The 16512-nt window shown below is 44.4% G+C and carries 15 protein-coding genes; 4 read left to right on the top strand and 11 right to left on the bottom strand.

The genetic code is table 11. From position 1 onward, the window contains the following. The 8 genes from tatC to pdxA form a co-directional block, all read right to left on the bottom strand. On the bottom strand, positions 1–816 hold an 816-nt coding region (tatC, locus tag ACKI5J_RS10390; protein WP_407429198.1), incomplete at its 3' end, for a twin-arginine translocase subunit TatC. A gap of 55 nt (positions 817–871) precedes the next feature. After that, on the bottom strand, positions 872–2221 hold the full coding sequence (accC, locus tag ACKI5J_RS10385) for an acetyl-CoA carboxylase biotin carboxylase subunit (protein WP_407429196.1): 1350 nt from the start codon (positions 2219–2221) through the stop codon (positions 872–874). Between the two features lie 85 nt (positions 2222–2306). Then, positions 2307–2792, bottom strand: coding sequence for an acetyl-CoA carboxylase biotin carboxyl carrier protein (accB, locus tag ACKI5J_RS10380; RefSeq protein WP_407429194.1), 486 nt, complete (start codon positions 2790–2792; stop codon positions 2307–2309). Positions 2793–2877: 85 nt separating this feature from the next. Further along, entirely contained in the window at positions 2878–3867 is a 990-nt protein-coding gene (locus ACKI5J_RS10375; RefSeq protein WP_407429192.1) for a beta-ketoacyl-ACP synthase III, read from the bottom strand. 13 nt (positions 3868–3880) lie between these two features. Next, positions 3881–4822 (bottom strand): phosphate acyltransferase PlsX, encoded by a 942-nt coding sequence (gene plsX / locus ACKI5J_RS10370; protein WP_407429190.1) that lies wholly within the window; start codon positions 4820–4822, stop codon positions 3881–3883. 15 nt (positions 4823–4837) lie between these two features. Continuing rightward, positions 4838–5029 (bottom strand): 50S ribosomal protein L32, encoded by a 192-nt coding sequence (rpmF, locus tag ACKI5J_RS10365; protein WP_106291573.1) that lies wholly within the window; start codon positions 5027–5029, stop codon positions 4838–4840. Between the two features lie 25 nt (positions 5030–5054). Continuing rightward, positions 5055–5594, bottom strand: a complete 540-nt coding sequence (locus ACKI5J_RS10360) for a YceD family protein (RefSeq protein ID WP_407429188.1) — start codon at positions 5592–5594, stop codon at positions 5055–5057. 93 nt (positions 5595–5687) lie between these two features. After that, positions 5688–6743: a 4-hydroxythreonine-4-phosphate dehydrogenase PdxA gene (pdxA, locus tag ACKI5J_RS10355; RefSeq protein ID WP_407429186.1), complete on the bottom strand. Its 1056-nt coding sequence runs from the start codon at positions 6741–6743 to the stop codon at positions 5688–5690. A gap of 728 nt (positions 6744–7471) precedes the next feature. Between pdxA and rsmA the strand changes: the two genes are divergently transcribed. Continuing rightward, on the top strand, positions 7472–8263 hold the full coding sequence (gene rsmA, locus ACKI5J_RS10350) for a 16S rRNA (adenine(1518)-N(6)/adenine(1519)-N(6))-dimethyltransferase RsmA (protein WP_407429184.1): 792 nt from the start codon (positions 7472–7474) through the stop codon (positions 8261–8263). A gap of 33 nt (positions 8264–8296) precedes the next feature. Continuing rightward, positions 8297–9220, top strand: a complete 924-nt coding sequence (locus ACKI5J_RS10345; RefSeq protein ID WP_407429182.1) for an NAD(P)-dependent oxidoreductase — start codon at positions 8297–8299, stop codon at positions 9218–9220. 61 nt (positions 9221–9281) lie between these two features. Here the strand turns inward: ACKI5J_RS10345 and ACKI5J_RS10340 are convergent, their stop codons facing one another. Then, the gene (locus tag ACKI5J_RS10340) at positions 9282–9569 is read right to left on the bottom strand and encodes a hypothetical protein (RefSeq protein WP_407429180.1); all 288 of its coding nucleotides are present in this window, start codon (positions 9567–9569) and stop codon (positions 9282–9284) included. Positions 9570–9892: 323 nt separating this feature from the next. Between ACKI5J_RS10340 and ACKI5J_RS10335 the strand changes: the two genes are divergently transcribed. After that, the gene (locus tag ACKI5J_RS10335; protein WP_407429178.1) at positions 9893–12073 is read left to right on the top strand and encodes a bifunctional alpha,alpha-trehalose-phosphate synthase (UDP-forming)/trehalose-phosphatase; all 2181 of its coding nucleotides are present in this window, start codon (positions 9893–9895) and stop codon (positions 12071–12073) included. 71 nt (positions 12074–12144) lie between these two features. Here ACKI5J_RS10335 and ACKI5J_RS10330 read toward each other — a convergent pair whose 3' ends face one another. Both ACKI5J_RS10330 and ACKI5J_RS10325 read right to left on the bottom strand, forming a co-directional pair. Next, positions 12145–13926, bottom strand: coding sequence for a glycoside hydrolase family 15 protein (locus ACKI5J_RS10330; protein ID WP_407429176.1), 1782 nt, complete (start codon positions 13924–13926; stop codon positions 12145–12147). A 41-nt stretch (positions 13927–13967) separates the two neighbouring features. After that, positions 13968–14999, bottom strand: coding sequence for a substrate-binding domain-containing protein (locus tag ACKI5J_RS10325; protein ID WP_407429174.1), 1032 nt, complete (start codon positions 14997–14999; stop codon positions 13968–13970). A gap of 162 nt (positions 15000–15161) precedes the next feature. On the opposite strand from ACKI5J_RS10325, the gene ACKI5J_RS10320 reads away from it, so the two are divergent. Then, the gene (locus ACKI5J_RS10320; RefSeq protein WP_407429172.1) at positions 15162–16397 is read left to right on the top strand and encodes an OFA family MFS transporter; all 1236 of its coding nucleotides are present in this window, start codon (positions 15162–15164) and stop codon (positions 16395–16397) included. The last annotated feature ends 115 nt before the right edge of the window (positions 16398–16512 follow it).

The raw sequence follows: 16512 nt of genomic DNA, 5'->3' as shown, positions 1-16512 counted from the left end.
GATACTTACTTCGTACAGCAGGAATAGCGGTAAACTTACCGTTATCATCGTCAGAATATCGGGAGTAGGAGTAACGATTGCCGCTATGATCAGGATGATGACCACAGCATAACGTCTCGTGGAACGCATAAACGCGGGGGTCATGATACCAAGCTTAGACAATATAAAGATAACCATTGGCAATTCAAAGGTTATCCCCGCGCCCAGTGTTAGCGTTGCAACAGAAGACAGATAGGAATCAATCGTAATCTGATTTTGAATAATGGTACTAACCGTATAATTTGCCAGGAAATTAATAGACAGGGGTGCGATAATATAATAACCAAAAAGGATCCCTATGATAAACAACAAGCTGGCCCAGAAAACGAAGCCGCTGGCCGAGTTCTTTTCATTCGGATTCAGTCCCGGTTTAACAAACCGCCATATTTCAAAAAGCAGGTAAGGGAAGCCCAAAATCAGGCCAATCAGAAGAGACGAATTAAGCTGAAGCGTAAATTGCCCCGCCATATCTGTGTTGATGATATTAAAAGGGATGTCCGTGATACAAAAATCAGGACCGAGATTAAATCGCTCAGATAACGAACACATCATCCTGTAAGTCCAGAATTGCGGATTCTTAGGTCCCATGATAATCTGGTCGAAGATGAAGTCATAATACGAAAAAGCAAACCCCGTAAATACCACAATGGCTACCGCAGAACGGATCAAATGCCATCTCAGCACTTCCAGGTGATCAAAGAAAGACATCTCCGCCTCCATCGATTTCCCTTTATCCTTTATAGACTCAATTAAGCTTTTACCTCTGTTTTCGCTCATTATCTTGTAAACAAGAATACCATTCATCTTTGCAATGAATGGTATTTAAATAGTATTAAATGGCTTCTTCTATATATTCAAAAGTTTCCATGAACTTGGTGGTAAAATTACCGGCCCTGAAGTTCGGATCACGCATCAGCTGGCAGTGGAAGGGAATCGTTGTCTTAATTCCCTCTATGACAAATTCGCTGAGCGCGCGCTCCATGGTCGACAGCGCTTCTTCCCTCGTTTGCCCCGTGCAAATCAGCTTCGCGATCATCGAGTCGTAGTTCGGAGGTATCTGATATCCTGCATATACGTGAGTGTCTACACGTACACCATGGCCACCTGGCGAATGAAAAATAGTAATTCTTCCGGGAGACGGTCTGAAATTATTAGCCGGATCTTCCGCATTTATACGACATTCAATAGCATGCATCGCGGGGAAATAGTTCCTTCCGGAGATCGGTACACCCGCCGCAACGCGGATCTGCTCCTTAATAAGATCGTAGTTCACCACTTCTTCCGTAACCGGGTGTTCAACCTGGATACGCGTATTCATTTCCATGAAATAGAAGTTGCGGTGCTTATCCACCAAAAATTCGATAGTTCCGGCCCCCTCATATTTTACAGCCTTCGCACCTTTAACAGCGGCCTCACCCATCTTTTCACGCAAAGAATCAGTCATAAACGGAGATGGCGACTCCTCAACCAGCTTCTGGTGACGACGCTGGATAGAACAATCGCGCTCAGACAAATGCGATACTGTACCATACTGATCGCCGATAATCTGAATTTCAATATGTCTCGGATCTTCCACAAACTTTTCCAGATACAGACCATCGTTTCCGAATGCTGCACCCGATTCCATACGTGCCGAATCCCAGGCCGCTTCAAATTCCTCGTCTTTCCAAACGATGCGCATACCACGACCACCGCCGCCTGCCGTAGCTTTCAATATAACGGGATAACCGATTTCGCCGGCAATACGAATGCCTTGCTTGACATCGCTCAACAAACCTTCAGAACCCGGAATAGTAGGCACACCTGCCTGCTTCATCGTTTCTTTCGCAGAAGCTTTGTCGCCCATCGCGTTAATCTGCTCAGGGGTAGCACCAATAAACTTTATACGATAGTCTCGGCAGATAGCCGAAAATTTAGCATTTTCAGAAAGAAATCCATAACCAGGATGGATAGCATCAGCATTCGTTAACTCCGCTGCCGATATAATATTGGGAATATTCAGATAAGAATCCTTACTCGCCGGGGGGCCTATACACACAGCCTCATCTGCAAAACGCACATGCAAACTCTCCCTGTCAGCCGTAGAATATACAGCAACAGTCTTAATACCCATCTCTTTACACGTACGAATAATACGTAAAGCTATTTCACCGCGATTGGCAATTAAAATCTTTTTAAACATAATCTACTTAAATGTGCAAATATGACAATGTGCACACCCACAGAAGTCTCAACCATCTGTATGTGTGCACATCGTATGATATATCTTAAGCTGGCTCAACCAGGAACAAAGGTTGATCGTACTCTACCGGACTTGAATTGTCCACAAGTACTTTCACAATCCTTCCGGACACCTCTGACTCGATTTCGTTAAATAGCTTCATCGCTTCTATGATACACACTACCTGACCCGCTTTTATCTCATCTCCAACATTCGCAAACGAAGGTTTATCAGGACCTGCAGAACGGTAGAACGTACCGATCATCGGCGACTTGATCGTGATATAATTAGCCAGTTCCTGAGCTGTTGCAGCAGCCTTGGCCTCAGCAGCTGATACCACCGGCGCACTTGCAACAGGAGCTGCAGGAGCTGGGGCAGCAGGAGCAGCTGCCGGCGGCAGCGCAGCAGTCACATACGTAGGCTGCTGATTAGTTTTTATAGTGATCTTAAATTCTTTCTCTTCGATCGAAACTTCGTTAACACCTGATTTTGCTACAAATCTGATGAGTTCCTGAACCTGTTTAATATCCATTTTTACTGGTTAAATTTTAAATTTCAAATTTCAGAACAGAGCTACTAACCACTCCATTTCGGGACTGATACCTACGAAGCTATTCTCAATATGCCCATTTAATATACAACGCTCCCCAGGTAAATCCACCACCAAAAGCAGCAACTACCAGGTTATCGCCTTTCTTAAGCTTACTTTCCCAATCCCACAAACATAGCGGAATGGTTCCATTGGTCGTATTGCCATATCTGTCGATGTTAATCATCACCTTTTCAGGAGGAACACCGGCACGGTTAGCTGTAGCGTCTATTATGCGTTTGTTTGCCTGATGTGGAACAAGCCAGGCTATATCCTCAGGCTTCAGATGATTCCGCTCTACAATTTCCCCTGCTACATCAGCCATACTGCGTACCGCTGATTTAAAAACCGTCTGACCTTCCTGATAAACATAATGCCGTGAATCGGCAATTGTTTCGTTCGAGGCCGGATATAAAGATCCCCCGCCCTGGAGGTGAAGCGATTGACTTCCCGCACCATCGCTTTTTAAAACAGAATCTAAAATGCCGTAACCTTCATCATTGGGTTCCAGAAGAGCCGCTCCGCAGCCATCCCCAAACAGAATACAGGTTGCCCTGTCAGCATAGTTAACGATAGACGACATCTTATCCCCTCCTATAACCAACACCTTTTTGTGTTTGCCCGACTCAATGAACTGAGCACCGGTGGTTAAGCCGAAGACAAAACCCGAGCAGGCTGCCTGCAGATCATATCCCCATGCGTTAACCGCACCAACTTTATGAGCCAGAATATTTGCTGTTGCCGGAATAGGCATATCCGGAGTAGATGTACAGAAGATGATCAGGTCGATCTCATCTGCGCCGATTCCGCGTTTCTCCAAAAGACCGAGAACTGCCGGAACGGCTAAATCGGATGTCGCAAGGCCTTCGCCCTTCAATATCCTTCTTTCCTTGATACCTGTGCGGGTGGTTATCCACTCGTCATTGGTATCAACCATGGTTTCCAATTCATGGTTTGTCAGTACATAATCAGGTACGTATCCATGAACCGCTGTAATTGCAGCGTGTATTTTTTGCATAATCCTCTATGAATTATTTGAAAGCAGCTTTGATCTTATCAATAAGCTTGGTCGTAATCATACTTCTCGACAGCAAAACCATGTTCTTTATAGCTTCAGGAGTGGAAATTCCGTGACCTATAATAACCGGTGCGTTTACTCCGAGGATCGGACTTCCACCATATTGTTCGTAATTAAAACGCGCGAAAAATTCATCTTCAAACCCTTTTTGCTTGGTCAGAACATAAAATGTCTCCGCTAATTTTAACATTACATTACCTGTGAACCCATCACAAACAATAACATCTGCCTTATCGTTAAACAGGTCTCTCCCCTCCACATTACCGACGAAGTTGAACATGTTCGTGTCTTTCATCAGCGTATGCGTAGCAAGAGCTAACATATTGCCCTTTTCCTCTTCTTCGCCAATGTTGATCAGGCCCACTTTAGGGTTATGAACTCCATGGATATTTTCGGCAAAAAGACTCCCCAACACACCAAATTGCAATAGTGTATCCGGTTTACAATCAGCATTGGCGCCCACATCCAGCATAATACCATAGCCCTTTTTCAATTTCGGAACTATAGTTGATATGGCAGGACGTATCACTCCTGGTATTGTTTTAACGCTAAACATCGCTCCAACCAGCATAGCACCCGTATTGCCGGCAGAAGAAAAAGAGTCTAAACTCCCTTCTTTAAGCATACGAAAGCCAATCCCGATACTGGAATTGGGCTTCTGTGTAATTGCCTTCGTTGGATGTTCACCCATACCGATAACCTCAGTAGTGTGGATGAACTCTATAAGATCAGGGTTAAATCCCTGCTCAGCAAAGATAGGCTGAGCGAGATCCTTGTTCCCGATAAGTACGAGCTTTTGTTGCTGTGGTTCTAAGGCTTTATAAGCTGCAATTGCTCCCAACACTGTAGCGTTAGGGGCAAAATCTCCGCCCATTATATCTAAGCCAATTTTCATTTTCAGAAAATTACCTTAAGCAATAGAGGTATTCTCGATAACTAATTTACCATTGTAATACAGGTTACCATCAACATTGTATGCATGATGAGGCAAGTGAACCGCTCCTGTAGTTTTGCAGGTAAACAAGGTAGGCGCCTCAGCTTTGTAGTGAGTTCTTCTTTTATCTCTTCTTGACTTAGAAATTTTCCGTTTTGGATGTGCCATCGTCCTGGTTTTTTTATTTTATATGTTATTTAATCTTCTTTAAAGCTTCCCACCGTGGGTCAGCCACACTATTTTGTTCTGTTTCTTCAGCTGAAGCACCTGAGAGCTTCTCAAGCTTGTCCAGCATTTCTTTATCACACCACTCTGTCATACCCGGCTCGTCGCATCGGTTAAAATACGGAACAGCCAAGTTAATGTACTCATAGATGAGCGGCGCAATATCAATCTCATGCTCATTTTTACTTAGGACGATAACCTCATCGGTATTATCCTCCAGGTTTTCGTCGTCAGTAAACTTAACTATCTGCCTCTCGTCGATATTGATTACTGAAGGAAACTCAGACACACACCTGTCACATGTAAGGTAAATAGATCCCTTACCCGTGAACTGCAGTATAAGCATCGTCTCCTGCTTGATCAGTTCCATATCTATGGAAACCTCTCCGTTTTTAACAAGAGAATACTCAAACTCGTCAAAGAACCGCGAATCGATTTTATAACTAAAATGATGCGTCCCTAACTTCAATCCCACAAACGGTATCCGATATTCCTGTAACAAATTCAAAGCACGGCAATTGAGCCTGCAAAGCTACTGATTTTAATGACTCGGAAAAAGTTTTTTTTCATTATCCGGTATATTACCGCTTTCCATCCCCCTTTAGTCACGGTCTTTTGAAAGTTTACTAATCTTTAAGGGATTAGCAGTCAGCTCGGCCATCTCCTTCCTGCGCTTCACGATATTTAACGCCGAGAACATCGCCTCCCTGAAAGAACTCTCTGAAGCCTGGTTCTTACCCGCGATATCATATCCAGTTCCATGGTCAGGAGATGTGCGCACAACGGGCAGGCCAGCAGTAAAGTTGATCCCGTTGTGAAAGGCGATATATTTAAAAGGAATTAGACCCTGATCATGATACATAGCAAGCACTCCGTCAAACTTCAGGTGCGCACCGCTCGCGAAAAATCCATCAGCAGGATACGGACCGAACGCGAATACGCCTTTTTCTTTAGCCTCTTCTATTGCCGGCATAATGATCTCAAGCTCTTCCTTTCCGATCAGGCCATTATCACCCGCATGCGGATTAAGTCCTAACACAGCAATTTTAGGCTTCTGAATCCAGAAGTCTTTCTTCAGACTTTCCTTCATCAGCTGAAGTTTAGACAGGATACTTTCTTTGGTTATCTGCTGCGCCACTTCCGATACCGGCACATGCCCGGTAACCACGCCAACCTTTAAATCTTCACCCACAAGAAACATCAGCGAATCGTTCGCATTCACTTTGGCCTGAATATATTCCGTATGTCCGGGGAATTTAAATTCCTCGTTCTGTATGTTATGCTTGTTGATGGGCGCCGTAACCAGCGCGTCAATATTCCCTGCTACCAGATCTGACACAGCCCTGTCCAGAGACATAAACGCATACTTACCTCCTGTCTCATTGGCAACTCCTGGTTCTATCTTTACGTCATCATCCCAGCAGTTAATCATGTTCGCCCTTTTAGGATTTGCCTGTTCTGCATCGGAGATAACATTGAAATTAAGATCCCCCAGGGAAAGCGTCTTACGATAAAACGACGCCACTTTTGTAGTGCCATAAACGATGGGAGTGAAATAGTCATAAATAGACGGATCTATCAACGTTTTCAAAATAATTTCCAGCCCTATTCCATTTACATCGCCTATTGAAATGCCTATTTTAATTTTTTCACTCATATCAAAATTCAAGTACTTTCCCCTACAAAACGTAAGTTTACAAATTAAACACTTTACAGACAAATCTCACAGATTATCCTTCTTTTAATTGAATGCATTCTTTTCGGGTTGTACCACCACTGCCATAAGTACCGAGTATCAACCCCATCCCCCTCTGCTGCTAATACACTTTATATTAACAAATAAAAACCTAATTAAAAGATTACGGACGACTTGGAAAGAAGCTTTGTTTATTCCTAAAAACACCTTACCAAATTGGAGTAAATGATCGAATTAGAAAGACGATGGAAACGCTGGAAAAACCCATAACTCCAAAGGACCAGGATCTGTATACGGCCGTATATAGGGAGCCTTGCAGCCCACATGAGTCCGACTTTTCGTGTCGTAAGTCGGACTCAACTCGCGCCGATCACTGCTGCTATAGCGGCTGATATAGATGGAGGCCTTTCTAAATCCAATAAAAAAGGGCAACCATTGACAACGTAGGAAGGATGCATAAACGGTAGGTTGCTGAGGGAATTGGACTCGCGATCTGAATGCTTCCACCAGACATTTGCGTGCGAGAGGGGAACATGATGAGACCAGCTTGCAGATCGAAGTTGATGATGAAGTCTATATAAGTACCTCGCAATTCTTCAATCTGCCTTTAAATTACTTATTTTGTTCTCAGATAACGTCCTGCGGTATCTACATCAAAGACCCTGTTCGTCTTTCCAATAATTTACAAAATGAGCTCAGTACGCGCAAAAAAACACCTCGGTCAGCATTTCCTTACCGATAAGAATATAGCACTTAAAATTGTTGGCAGCTTAAACCCTGCCGGGCGCTTCTCCCAGGTATTGGAGGTAGGTCCGGGGATGGGGATCCTTTCAGATTTCTTGCTCCAGACCAGCGAGTATGAAACTTATATGATAGATCTGGACGGAGAGTCGGTTGAATTCCTGCATAAAAAATACCCCCAACTGGGAGAGCGACTGATCAATGGTGATTTCCTGGCACTTGACTTCAAGAAAACTTTTCCGGGTAACGTCGCCGTTATAGGCAATTTCCCATACAACATATCGTCTCAGATCCTGTTTAAGATCCTGGAGCATCGTGATCAGGTACCTGAAATGGTAGGTATGTTTCAGAAGGAAGTAGCAGAACGCTGTACATCGGCTCCGGGGACAAAAGAATATGGCATTTTGAGCGTTTTCGTACAGGCCTATTATAAGGTGGAATACCTGTTTACGGTCAAAGCGGGAGTTTTCAATCCACCTCCTAAGGTGTTATCGGCGGTGATCCGGCTTACCAGAAACGATGTTATGGAGCTGGATTGCGACGAAAAGCTTTTTTGGAAGGTCGTAAAGGCTGGCTTTAATCAACGACGCAAGACACTCAGAAACGCCCTGTCATCAGTGATTCCGAAAGATAAAATGCCGGTTGACCCAGTGTTCGACCTCCGTGCCGAAAGGCTAAGTGTAGACGACTTCGTCCGTTTGACAAATTTATTAACAGCAGCCGTCCACTCGTCCGAGTAAAACATTAACAGTACTTTCTATCTATACGATCACATGAAGAAGATACTTATCGCCGATAAACTTCATCCCGTCTTTAAGACCGAAGCGGAAAGACTGGGATATGAGGTAGATGACATGCCCAACATCAGCCGGGAAGAAACGCTTAAAATCATTGATCGCTATTCGGGCATCGCGATTCGTACAAAGTTCAAAATTGACGAGGAACTCATCCTGGCAGGCTCAAACCTGCGATTCATAGCCCGCGCAGGCGCCGGTATGGATAATATTGACCTGGCAGTTGCAGCCGCACAAGGGATCAGCTGCATTAATGCACCTGAGGGAAACCGCGACGCCGTTGGCGAGCATGCAATAGGCATGCTTCTGTCCATCATGAACAATTTGCGAAAAGCTGATATGGAGGTACGGGAAGGTATCTGGGACCGGGAAGGGAACCGCGGTATCGAACTTCGCGACCGCACCGTGGCGATCATCGGGTATGGGTTCATGGGACAAAGTTTGGCGAGAAAACTCAGCGGCTTCGGTGCCCAGGTCATCGCTTATGACAAGTACAAGACCGGGTTCAGTGACGAGTTTGCACGTGAAGTGAGCATGGAACAGATCGTGAAGCAGGCCGATGTATTGAGCTTCCACATACCCCTTACCCGGGAAACACGGCAAATGGTAGATGATGAATACCTGTTCCATTTCCGGAAGCCGATCATTCTGTTAAACACAGCCCGGGGCGAAATAGTGAATACGGCGGCCGTACTTCGTGCTTTAAAAAACGGAAAAATAATCGGGGCAGGACTTGATGTTTTGGAAGTTGAAAAGTTCCCCACATTAGAAGATCTGGAATGGTACAGCGAGCTCAGAAAGAATGAGAAAGTTCTTCTTTCTCCTCATGTGGCAGGGTGGAGTGTGGAATCTTTCAGGCGAATATCCGAAGTTCTTGCAGAAAAGCTGAAGACGATCAGGTAGTGCAGATGGGATGATCAGGCAGGCCTGGATTCATATCTCGAATACACGCCTGCCTGATTGATCAATTGGTAACGAAATTAGGGTTGTACATTTCGAATTCTTCATACGCAGACCAGAGATCGGTAACCGAATTCACTTCGATGTTATCTCCCCAGGGCGTCCAGCTAATGAACTTCATTTTTTGCCCCGAGATACCTTTCGAGGGAGTAATTTCTTCGTATACACCAAAGTTGCCTAAGGTGTAATAACGGATCTTTTTTTTGCGATTATCCAGACTATGCGACTTAGTCAACTGGAAGCCCATCGTCTTAATCCAATTTTTGATGGATAAAGCTCTGTTTTGCGTCATAACAGTATAAATTAGATCAAAAATTATTCGTTCACTGGGTACTCAACATATAATTTCCCATTATGTTCCTATAAATCAAGTACTTTTATAAAACAATGTGGATAAGTTATGTGAATAACTTATGTAAATATTATTTTTCTTATCTTGCCCTACTTAGACCGCTGAATGCTCGGGCCCCTCATTCTGGCCCGCCAACGTAAGGCATTTCAGATATAGTCAGATTGCTCTTTTTTGATGTAATCTGATATCAGGAATAGCCCTTTTTCGAAAAAAATCAAACACAAACGGCATTTCAGTCTTAATTAATAAAGGGAAAATAATTCATGAAGACGATTATAGTATCAAACAGGCTACCAGTCAAAATCACAGAATCCGATGATCGAATTGAATTGAAGCAAAGTGAAGGCGGCCTTGCAACAGGCCTTGGCTCCATCTATCGTCAGGGCAATAATATGTGGCTGGGCTGGGCCGGTATTGAAGTAGAATCAGCCAGTAAACAATCCGAAATAAAAGACAGGCTTCAGGAAATAAACCTCTTCCCCGTTTTTCTTACACAGGAAGAGATCAATTTGTATTATGAAGGGTTTTCAAACGAAACCCTCTGGCCGGTTTTTCACTATCATCCTACGTACGCACATTATGAGCAGAGTTACTGGGACAGTTATCTGGCCGTAAATCATAAATTCAAGGAGGCTGTTCTGGAAATTGCCGAGCCTGGAGATATCATCTGGATCCACGACTATCAGCTACTGCTCCTGGCAGGCCTGATCCGCGCGGAACAACCCGATATTACAATTGGCTTTTTTCTGCATATCCCCTTTCCATCGTATGAGCTCTTCAGGCTTATTCCATGGAGGGCAGAGTTGTTGGAAAACATGCTTGGAGCCGATCTTATCGGATTTCACACGTTTGATGATGCGCGACACTTTATAAGCTCCATCACACGCATCCTTCCGGTGCATGCTTCCGCTAACCAGATCAACTACAATGACCGTCAGGTAATCGTAGAAGCGTTCCCGATGGGGATCGACGAGAAGAAGTATGAGTCGCTCACGCACGACCCCATAGTGCTTGATAACGTGGCTAAACTGAAGGAAAACTTTCACGATCTGAAAATGATCCTGTCGATCGACCGGCTTGACTATAGCAAAGGTATACTCCAGCGGCTTCAGGCATACGACATCCTGCTGCAAAAGAATCCTGAATATTTCGAACGGGTGGTGTTGTATATGATCGTAGTACCTTCCAGGGATACGGTTCCGCAATACAAGGAACTGCGGGATGAGATTGACAAGCTCGTAGGTAATATCAATTCGAGATACCGCACGCTGGACTGGAACCCGATTCATTACTACTATCGTTCTTTTGAAACGGAGATGCTTTCGGCTCTTTACAATATGGCTGAAATATGCCTGGTAACGCCGATGCGTGACGGGATGAATCTGGTAAGCAAAGAATACGTGGCAAGCCGTACCGACAACACGGGCGTTCTGATTCTAAGTGAGATGGCGGGCGCTGCCAAAGAGCTGATTGACGCCATCATCGTTAATCCGAACAACGTAGGCGAGCTATACCGCGCAATGATTGAGGCTATTAATATGCCTGTAGAAGAACAACTTAGACGAATGGTTCCGATGAGGGAAGTCGTGGCCAAATTTAATGTAAGACACTGGGTAAAAATATATATGGACAGATTAGAAGAGGTGAAACAACTACAGGCTTCCATGCAGGCGAAACATGTAGGTGCAGCAACGATGACTTATTTAGAAGATCAGTATCGGCAGGCTAATAAAAGACTTATATTCCTGGACTATGATGGCACGCTGGTTGGGTTTAAATCTAACATTAACCAGGCGTTTCCAGATGATGATCTTTACGAGATACTGGACGAGCTTATCAGTGAGCCGATGAATGATGTGGTAATTGTGAGTGGCCGAAACCATGAAACTCTGGAAGACTGGTTTGGTCATCTGAAGATAGATATTATTGCTGAACATGGGGCTTGGCAGAAACATAAAGATGGGGAGTGGACCAAGTTACCGGGTTTAAATGACCAGTGGAAACAGGATCTTTTGCCTATGCTGGAAACCTACGTAGATCGTACCCCCGGCTCGTTCATTGAAGAGAAAAGCTATTCTCTCGTTTGGCATTACCGAAAAGTGGAAGAAGGACTGGGCGAACTTCGGGCGAACGAGCTTATGAGTAATATGCGGTTCCTTACTGACGATAAAAGCCTGCAGATGATGGGCGGAAACAAAGTCATTGAAATCAAAAATTTCGAAGTAAATAAGGGCAAGGTAGCTTCATGGCTGGACAAAGATCATTATGATTATATCCTGGCACTGGGCGATGATCATACTGATGAGGATATGTTTAAGGCGCTGCCTGCTGATGCATATACGATCAAGATAGGTAGCAATATATCGGCTGCACGTTTTTACATGCGCGATTACCGGGAGGTTCGTAAATTATTGCGGACACTGGCAGCAAAAGAGGAAGTGTAAATAATCTATAAACAACAAAAGCCGCTCTGAACGATGTACAGAGCGGCTTTTGTTGTTTATAGATTATTTATTTACAAAAATATAGGCTTGTCCAGCTTCATGGCAATACGGTAAGCCGCGTTCATTAGTCCCACATGGCTATAGGCTTGCGGGAAATTACCCCACTGGCTTCCCGTCTCCTCATCCACATCTTCACTGAAGAGCTTCAAATGATTCGAATACTTCATGAGCTTTTCAAATTCGGTGACCGCTTCATCTATCCTTCCTACGCAAGCCAGGGCTTCTACGTACCAAAAAGCGCAAATAAGGAACGTCGTTTTGGGTTTGCCGAAATCATCCGCATGTAAATATCGGTAGATAAGACCGCTCTCTGTCTTTAGCTCAGCTTCCAGAGCCTTTAAATGATCCTTTGCCCTATCGGAGGTGGGGTCGAGATAACCCATCATGATGAGCTGAAGCGTGCTCGCATCGAGATGTTCGCTGCCAACTGCATTGGTATACACCTTCCGGACCGGATCATAGCAGCTTTCGATATGCTCTGCGGCTCTGGCCTGTAACCTTCGTGCCTTAGCTTCGAGATCTTTATCACCAATTGTAGCGGCTGTTTTGGCGGCAGCACCACAGCCCGCCCACTGGAAGAGATTACTGTAACAATGCGTATTGGCAAAATTTCGGAATTCCCAAATACCTGCATCCTTTTCATCGATAGTGGCTTCGATCTTATCAAGAATAGAAGAAATCCATTTACGGGAATCCTTACGTTCGCGGAAAATAAAACGGTGATCTGTGTACAAGGGCATGATGGAAATCATGACCTGACCGTAAATATCGTTCTGGATATGTTCATTTGCCTGATTACCGATGCGCACCGGCTTGTTGCCTTTGTAACCGTCCAGATATTCGAGAATAGACTCATCCAGTTGCTTGCTGCCGTCGATTCGGTACAGCGGCTGGTAACGGGATTCTTCAGATACGGAAATATCGGCTACGTAATTGAAGTATTTCTCCATTTCCTGGAAATGGCCTATGTGGTTGAGTGAATTTAACACATAATGCGTATCGCGCAGCCAGCAATAGCGGTAATCCCAGTTCCTACCACTTCCATCGTATTCGGGAAGGCTGGTGGTACTGGCAGCGATAATGGCGCCGGTATCTTCGTACTGGTGTATTTTGAGCGCCAGGGCTGAACGGATGACGTATTCCTGAAAGAAGCCTGCGATAGACGAGAACTTAATCCATGTCCTCCAGTATTTCACCGTCTCCCTGAGGAAGGTTTCGCAGGTGCTTACCAAAGGTGCTTCGAGGGGATGCCCATAGGTTAAAACGAGATACTTGGTTTCACTTAACACGAAATATCGCTCATCATAAATATAGGTAATAGGAATATCGGTTGTTAACCGCATGATATCTTCACCTCCGTAATATTCAATATGATTACTGCCCCGCTGACCTCTTAGCTTCCTTTTGCCATATTCGGTGACAGGCTCGCATTTTACTTTAAGTCGTGGAGTTCCGGAAATCGGCTCTATCTTTCTGATGAGCATGAGCGGCTTGAAATACCGGTCATATTGGAGAAAGCGCGGAGCGAGATCGGTGATCTGGTACTCTCCGTCATCGCAGGTAACCTTCGTTACCAGTACATTGGTATTCTCCAGATAAGACTGTTCAGATGTAAATTGACTGGCGGGCCTGATACTGAACTCTCCGCCCTTCTGTTCGTCGAGCAAGGATCCAAAAACGAAAGTACTGTCGAAACGGGGCCAGCAGAGCCAGGAGATATCGGTATTTTTATGTACGTGTGCCAAAAATGCACAGTTGCCTATTAAACCTGTTTGATATGTGTGTTTAACCATTGATTAAAAATACAAATGCGTGCTAAAGAAGTTTTTATTTTTTATAGTGAAGAACGTAAAGTTAACGAAAACGGTACTTCTATATGCTTGTTTGAATTTTCAAGGATCATTTTCGCTGCGACAGTGCCCATCTGATGAAAATCTGTTGAAATGGTGGTTATTCCATTTAGAATCACGCGTTTAAGTGGAGTTTCATTGTAAGATATTACACCAATTTGCTTCCCGATTTTCAAATCGAGGTTTAGCAGTCTCTCTACTAATGTTACAAGATCACTTTCCATGAGATTGATGTAAACTTCCCCTTCCTGAATGGGCTCAGCAGATATGTTGTTCACGATCTTATGATTGAAGGCATACTGCTGGCAGAAGCGGAGATATCCTTTTTTAATTTCACGCGGGTAATAGCTTTTGTCGGGAAATATCAGTTTAATGGTATGGTATTTACTGAGGGCTTTACGGGCTTTTTCAAGGGAGTTATAAATATCCCTCTCAAAGTTTTCGTAAACTGCCGCATACTCGCCCGTTATACCGGGGATTTTCTTATCCAGTATGACCAGTTTCTCTTTGGGGATGGAATTGATCATCTGGTAGGCACTCTCCTCCCCCTCTATAAAATGGGGAATGACGACATAATGTGAATACCCTTCCATTTTATTGCTGAGCAGTTTCTTAAACAGCATATAATCGCTGTTATAGATATAAAAGTCGACCGCGATCTGCTCGCCGAGCGTAGCGATAAACGCGTCGTAAATGATCTTCTTATGGCTGCTGAGCTTGTTAAAAAACAAGCAGATCCGGAGTGTCTGGCGAAACTCGGTACTGGCAATATAGTATCCTTTTCCAGGTATGGAAGCCAGAACCCCGATTTTCTTGAGGTATTTATATCCTTTCTCTGCCGTGTCACGTGAGATTTCGAGCTCATAGCTCAATTCGTTTATGGAAGGGAGCATATCATTTTTGCTGATCTTCCCTGCTTCGATGGCTATCAGGATGGAATTGGTGAGCTGGAGATACTTTGGAGTGGCCGAATATTCATCAATCCGGATATGTTCAAAAAATCGGATGGGTTTCATCGTGAATGGGTGTGGATACTCGGCTAAGATACCAATTTGACGATTATAACGGAGAAAACGGTTCTTTTTTAGCGCTTTAAATAGTGATCTTTTGCATAAATGACCTGGGTCAGTTTTTCAGACGTACGGAGCCGTTAGATTTGGGCCAACAATTTCTGCAAGATGAATTCGAAGAACAAATGGCTGATGGCCTTATCCGGAATGACCTTACAGCTGTCAATCGGATCAATCTACGCGTATAGCGTATGGATTAAACCTCTGGAGTCGATGAACGGCTGGGATGCACATCAACTTAAGCTGGCATTTAGTCTGGCTATATGTTTCCTGGGGCTTACCGCGGCTTTTATGGGAAACTTTGTAAACAAGATCGGCCCTAAAAAAGCGGGGCTGTTCGGAGCGGCTTTTTTTGGAGCAGGACTCGCTGGAGCCGGATTGGCGAGTAGTACCGGGTCTCTGCCTTTATTTTATCTTACATATGGCGTTATAAGCGGGATCGGATTAGGATTCGGGTATATTACCCCGGTCTCCGTAGTAGTAAAATGGTTTCCGGATAAGCCAGGTTTCGCTTCCGGACTAGTGATCATGTCATTCGCGGCTGGGTCGGTACTTGCGTCGCAAATCATTTCGCCAATTGCGGCAGTGGCCGGAGTGTCAAACACGTTCTATTTGCTGGCTGCCTGCTATTTTGCTTTGATGGTGGCTGCCTCAATGTACCTGGCGGTTCCGGCATTATCTCCTTCGGTAATCGTTGCAGATGATCACAGCGGAGGATCTTCGGTTCCAGCTTCGGCTTTACTTTCTGATGTGCGTTTCTATGGTCTCTGGCTGATGCTTTTTTTCAATACAACGTGTGGTATTGCTTTGATCGCTGTAGCCGCTCCTATGGCGAAAGATATCATCCATATCAGCGATGCTGCGGCAATCGTATTCGTAGGAATTATTGGGTTGTTTAACGGCTTGGGGAGATTGATATGGTCCAGTGTCTCAGATAAAATAGGCAGATGGAATACGTTTATGTGCTTCTTCGTGATAGGCAGCGCCTGCTTTTTCAGTTTAAGCCTGACTCCCGCCGCGTGGCTGTTTTACCTGGCAGTGCTGGTGATTATTAGTTGTTATGGAGGAGCATTTGCTACCATGCCTGCTTTTATCAAGGATATCTACGGTGCGGATAAAATGGGATCCGTACTGGGGTATGTGCTCATTGCCTGGTCTGCAGCCGCTTTTGCAGGACCCTGGCTGATCACACTTACCGATGATTACTCGCCTATCTTTACGGGCTTTTCGGGCATTTTGCTGGCTACCGCTATAATGGCCTGGATTTTGAAAGGTAAACTGAAAATAGATCGGGACGCTATAGCTTTAAAAACGAAAATATTAACGAAAGAGGTAATTTCTTAACAATACATTAATTTTTCAGGACATTTATTAATGATCCTTAAATCATTGGAATACATGACGCCAGTCACATTTAATGACCGTTTATCTGCGTAGATTTGATGTATTCTAATATGAA

The organism is Arcticibacter sp. (genome assembly GCF_045629565.1).
In the GTDB taxonomy this organism is placed as follows: Bacteria; Bacteroidota; Bacteroidia; order Sphingobacteriales; family Sphingobacteriaceae; genus Arcticibacter.
This window is presented reverse-complemented; position numbering and strand designations above follow the sequence as displayed.

Coding starts and splice junctions, on each gene's coding strand:
- ACKI5J_RS10375 (WP_407429192.1), bottom strand. CDS start 3,867: ATGCAAAAAATACACGCTGCAATTACAGCGGTTCATGGATACGTACCT.
- accC (WP_407429196.1), bottom strand. CDS start 2,221: ATGTTTAAAAAGATTTTAATTGCCAATCGCGGTGAAATAGCTTTACGT.
- ACKI5J_RS10330 (WP_407429176.1), bottom strand. CDS start 13,926: ATGGTTAAACACACATATCAAACAGGTTTAATAGGCAACTGTGCATTT.
- accB (WP_407429194.1), bottom strand. CDS start 2,792: ATGGATATTAAACAGGTTCAGGAACTCATCAGATTTGTAGCAAAATCA.
- pdxA (WP_407429186.1), bottom strand. CDS start 6,743: ATGAGTGAAAAAATTAAAATAGGCATTTCAATAGGCGATGTAAATGGA.
- ACKI5J_RS10345 (WP_407429182.1), top strand. CDS start 8,297: ATGAAGAAGATACTTATCGCCGATAAACTTCATCCCGTCTTTAAGACC.
- ACKI5J_RS10340 (WP_407429180.1), bottom strand. CDS start 9,569: ATGACGCAAAACAGAGCTTTATCCATCAAAAATTGGATTAAGACGATG.
- ACKI5J_RS10325 (WP_407429174.1), bottom strand. CDS start 14,999: ATGAAACCCATCCGATTTTTTGAACATATCCGGATTGATGAATATTCG.
- rsmA (WP_407429184.1), top strand. CDS start 7,472: ATGAGCTCAGTACGCGCAAAAAAACACCTCGGTCAGCATTTCCTTACC.
- rpmF (WP_106291573.1), bottom strand. CDS start 5,029: ATGGCACATCCAAAACGGAAAATTTCTAAGTCAAGAAGAGATAAAAGA.
- plsX (WP_407429190.1), bottom strand. CDS start 4,822: ATGAAAATTGGCTTAGATATAATGGGCGGAGATTTTGCCCCTAACGCT.
- ACKI5J_RS10320 (WP_407429172.1), top strand. CDS start 15,162: ATGAATTCGAAGAACAAATGGCTGATGGCCTTATCCGGAATGACCTTA.
- ACKI5J_RS10335 (WP_407429178.1), top strand. CDS start 9,893: ATGAAGACGATTATAGTATCAAACAGGCTACCAGTCAAAATCACAGAA.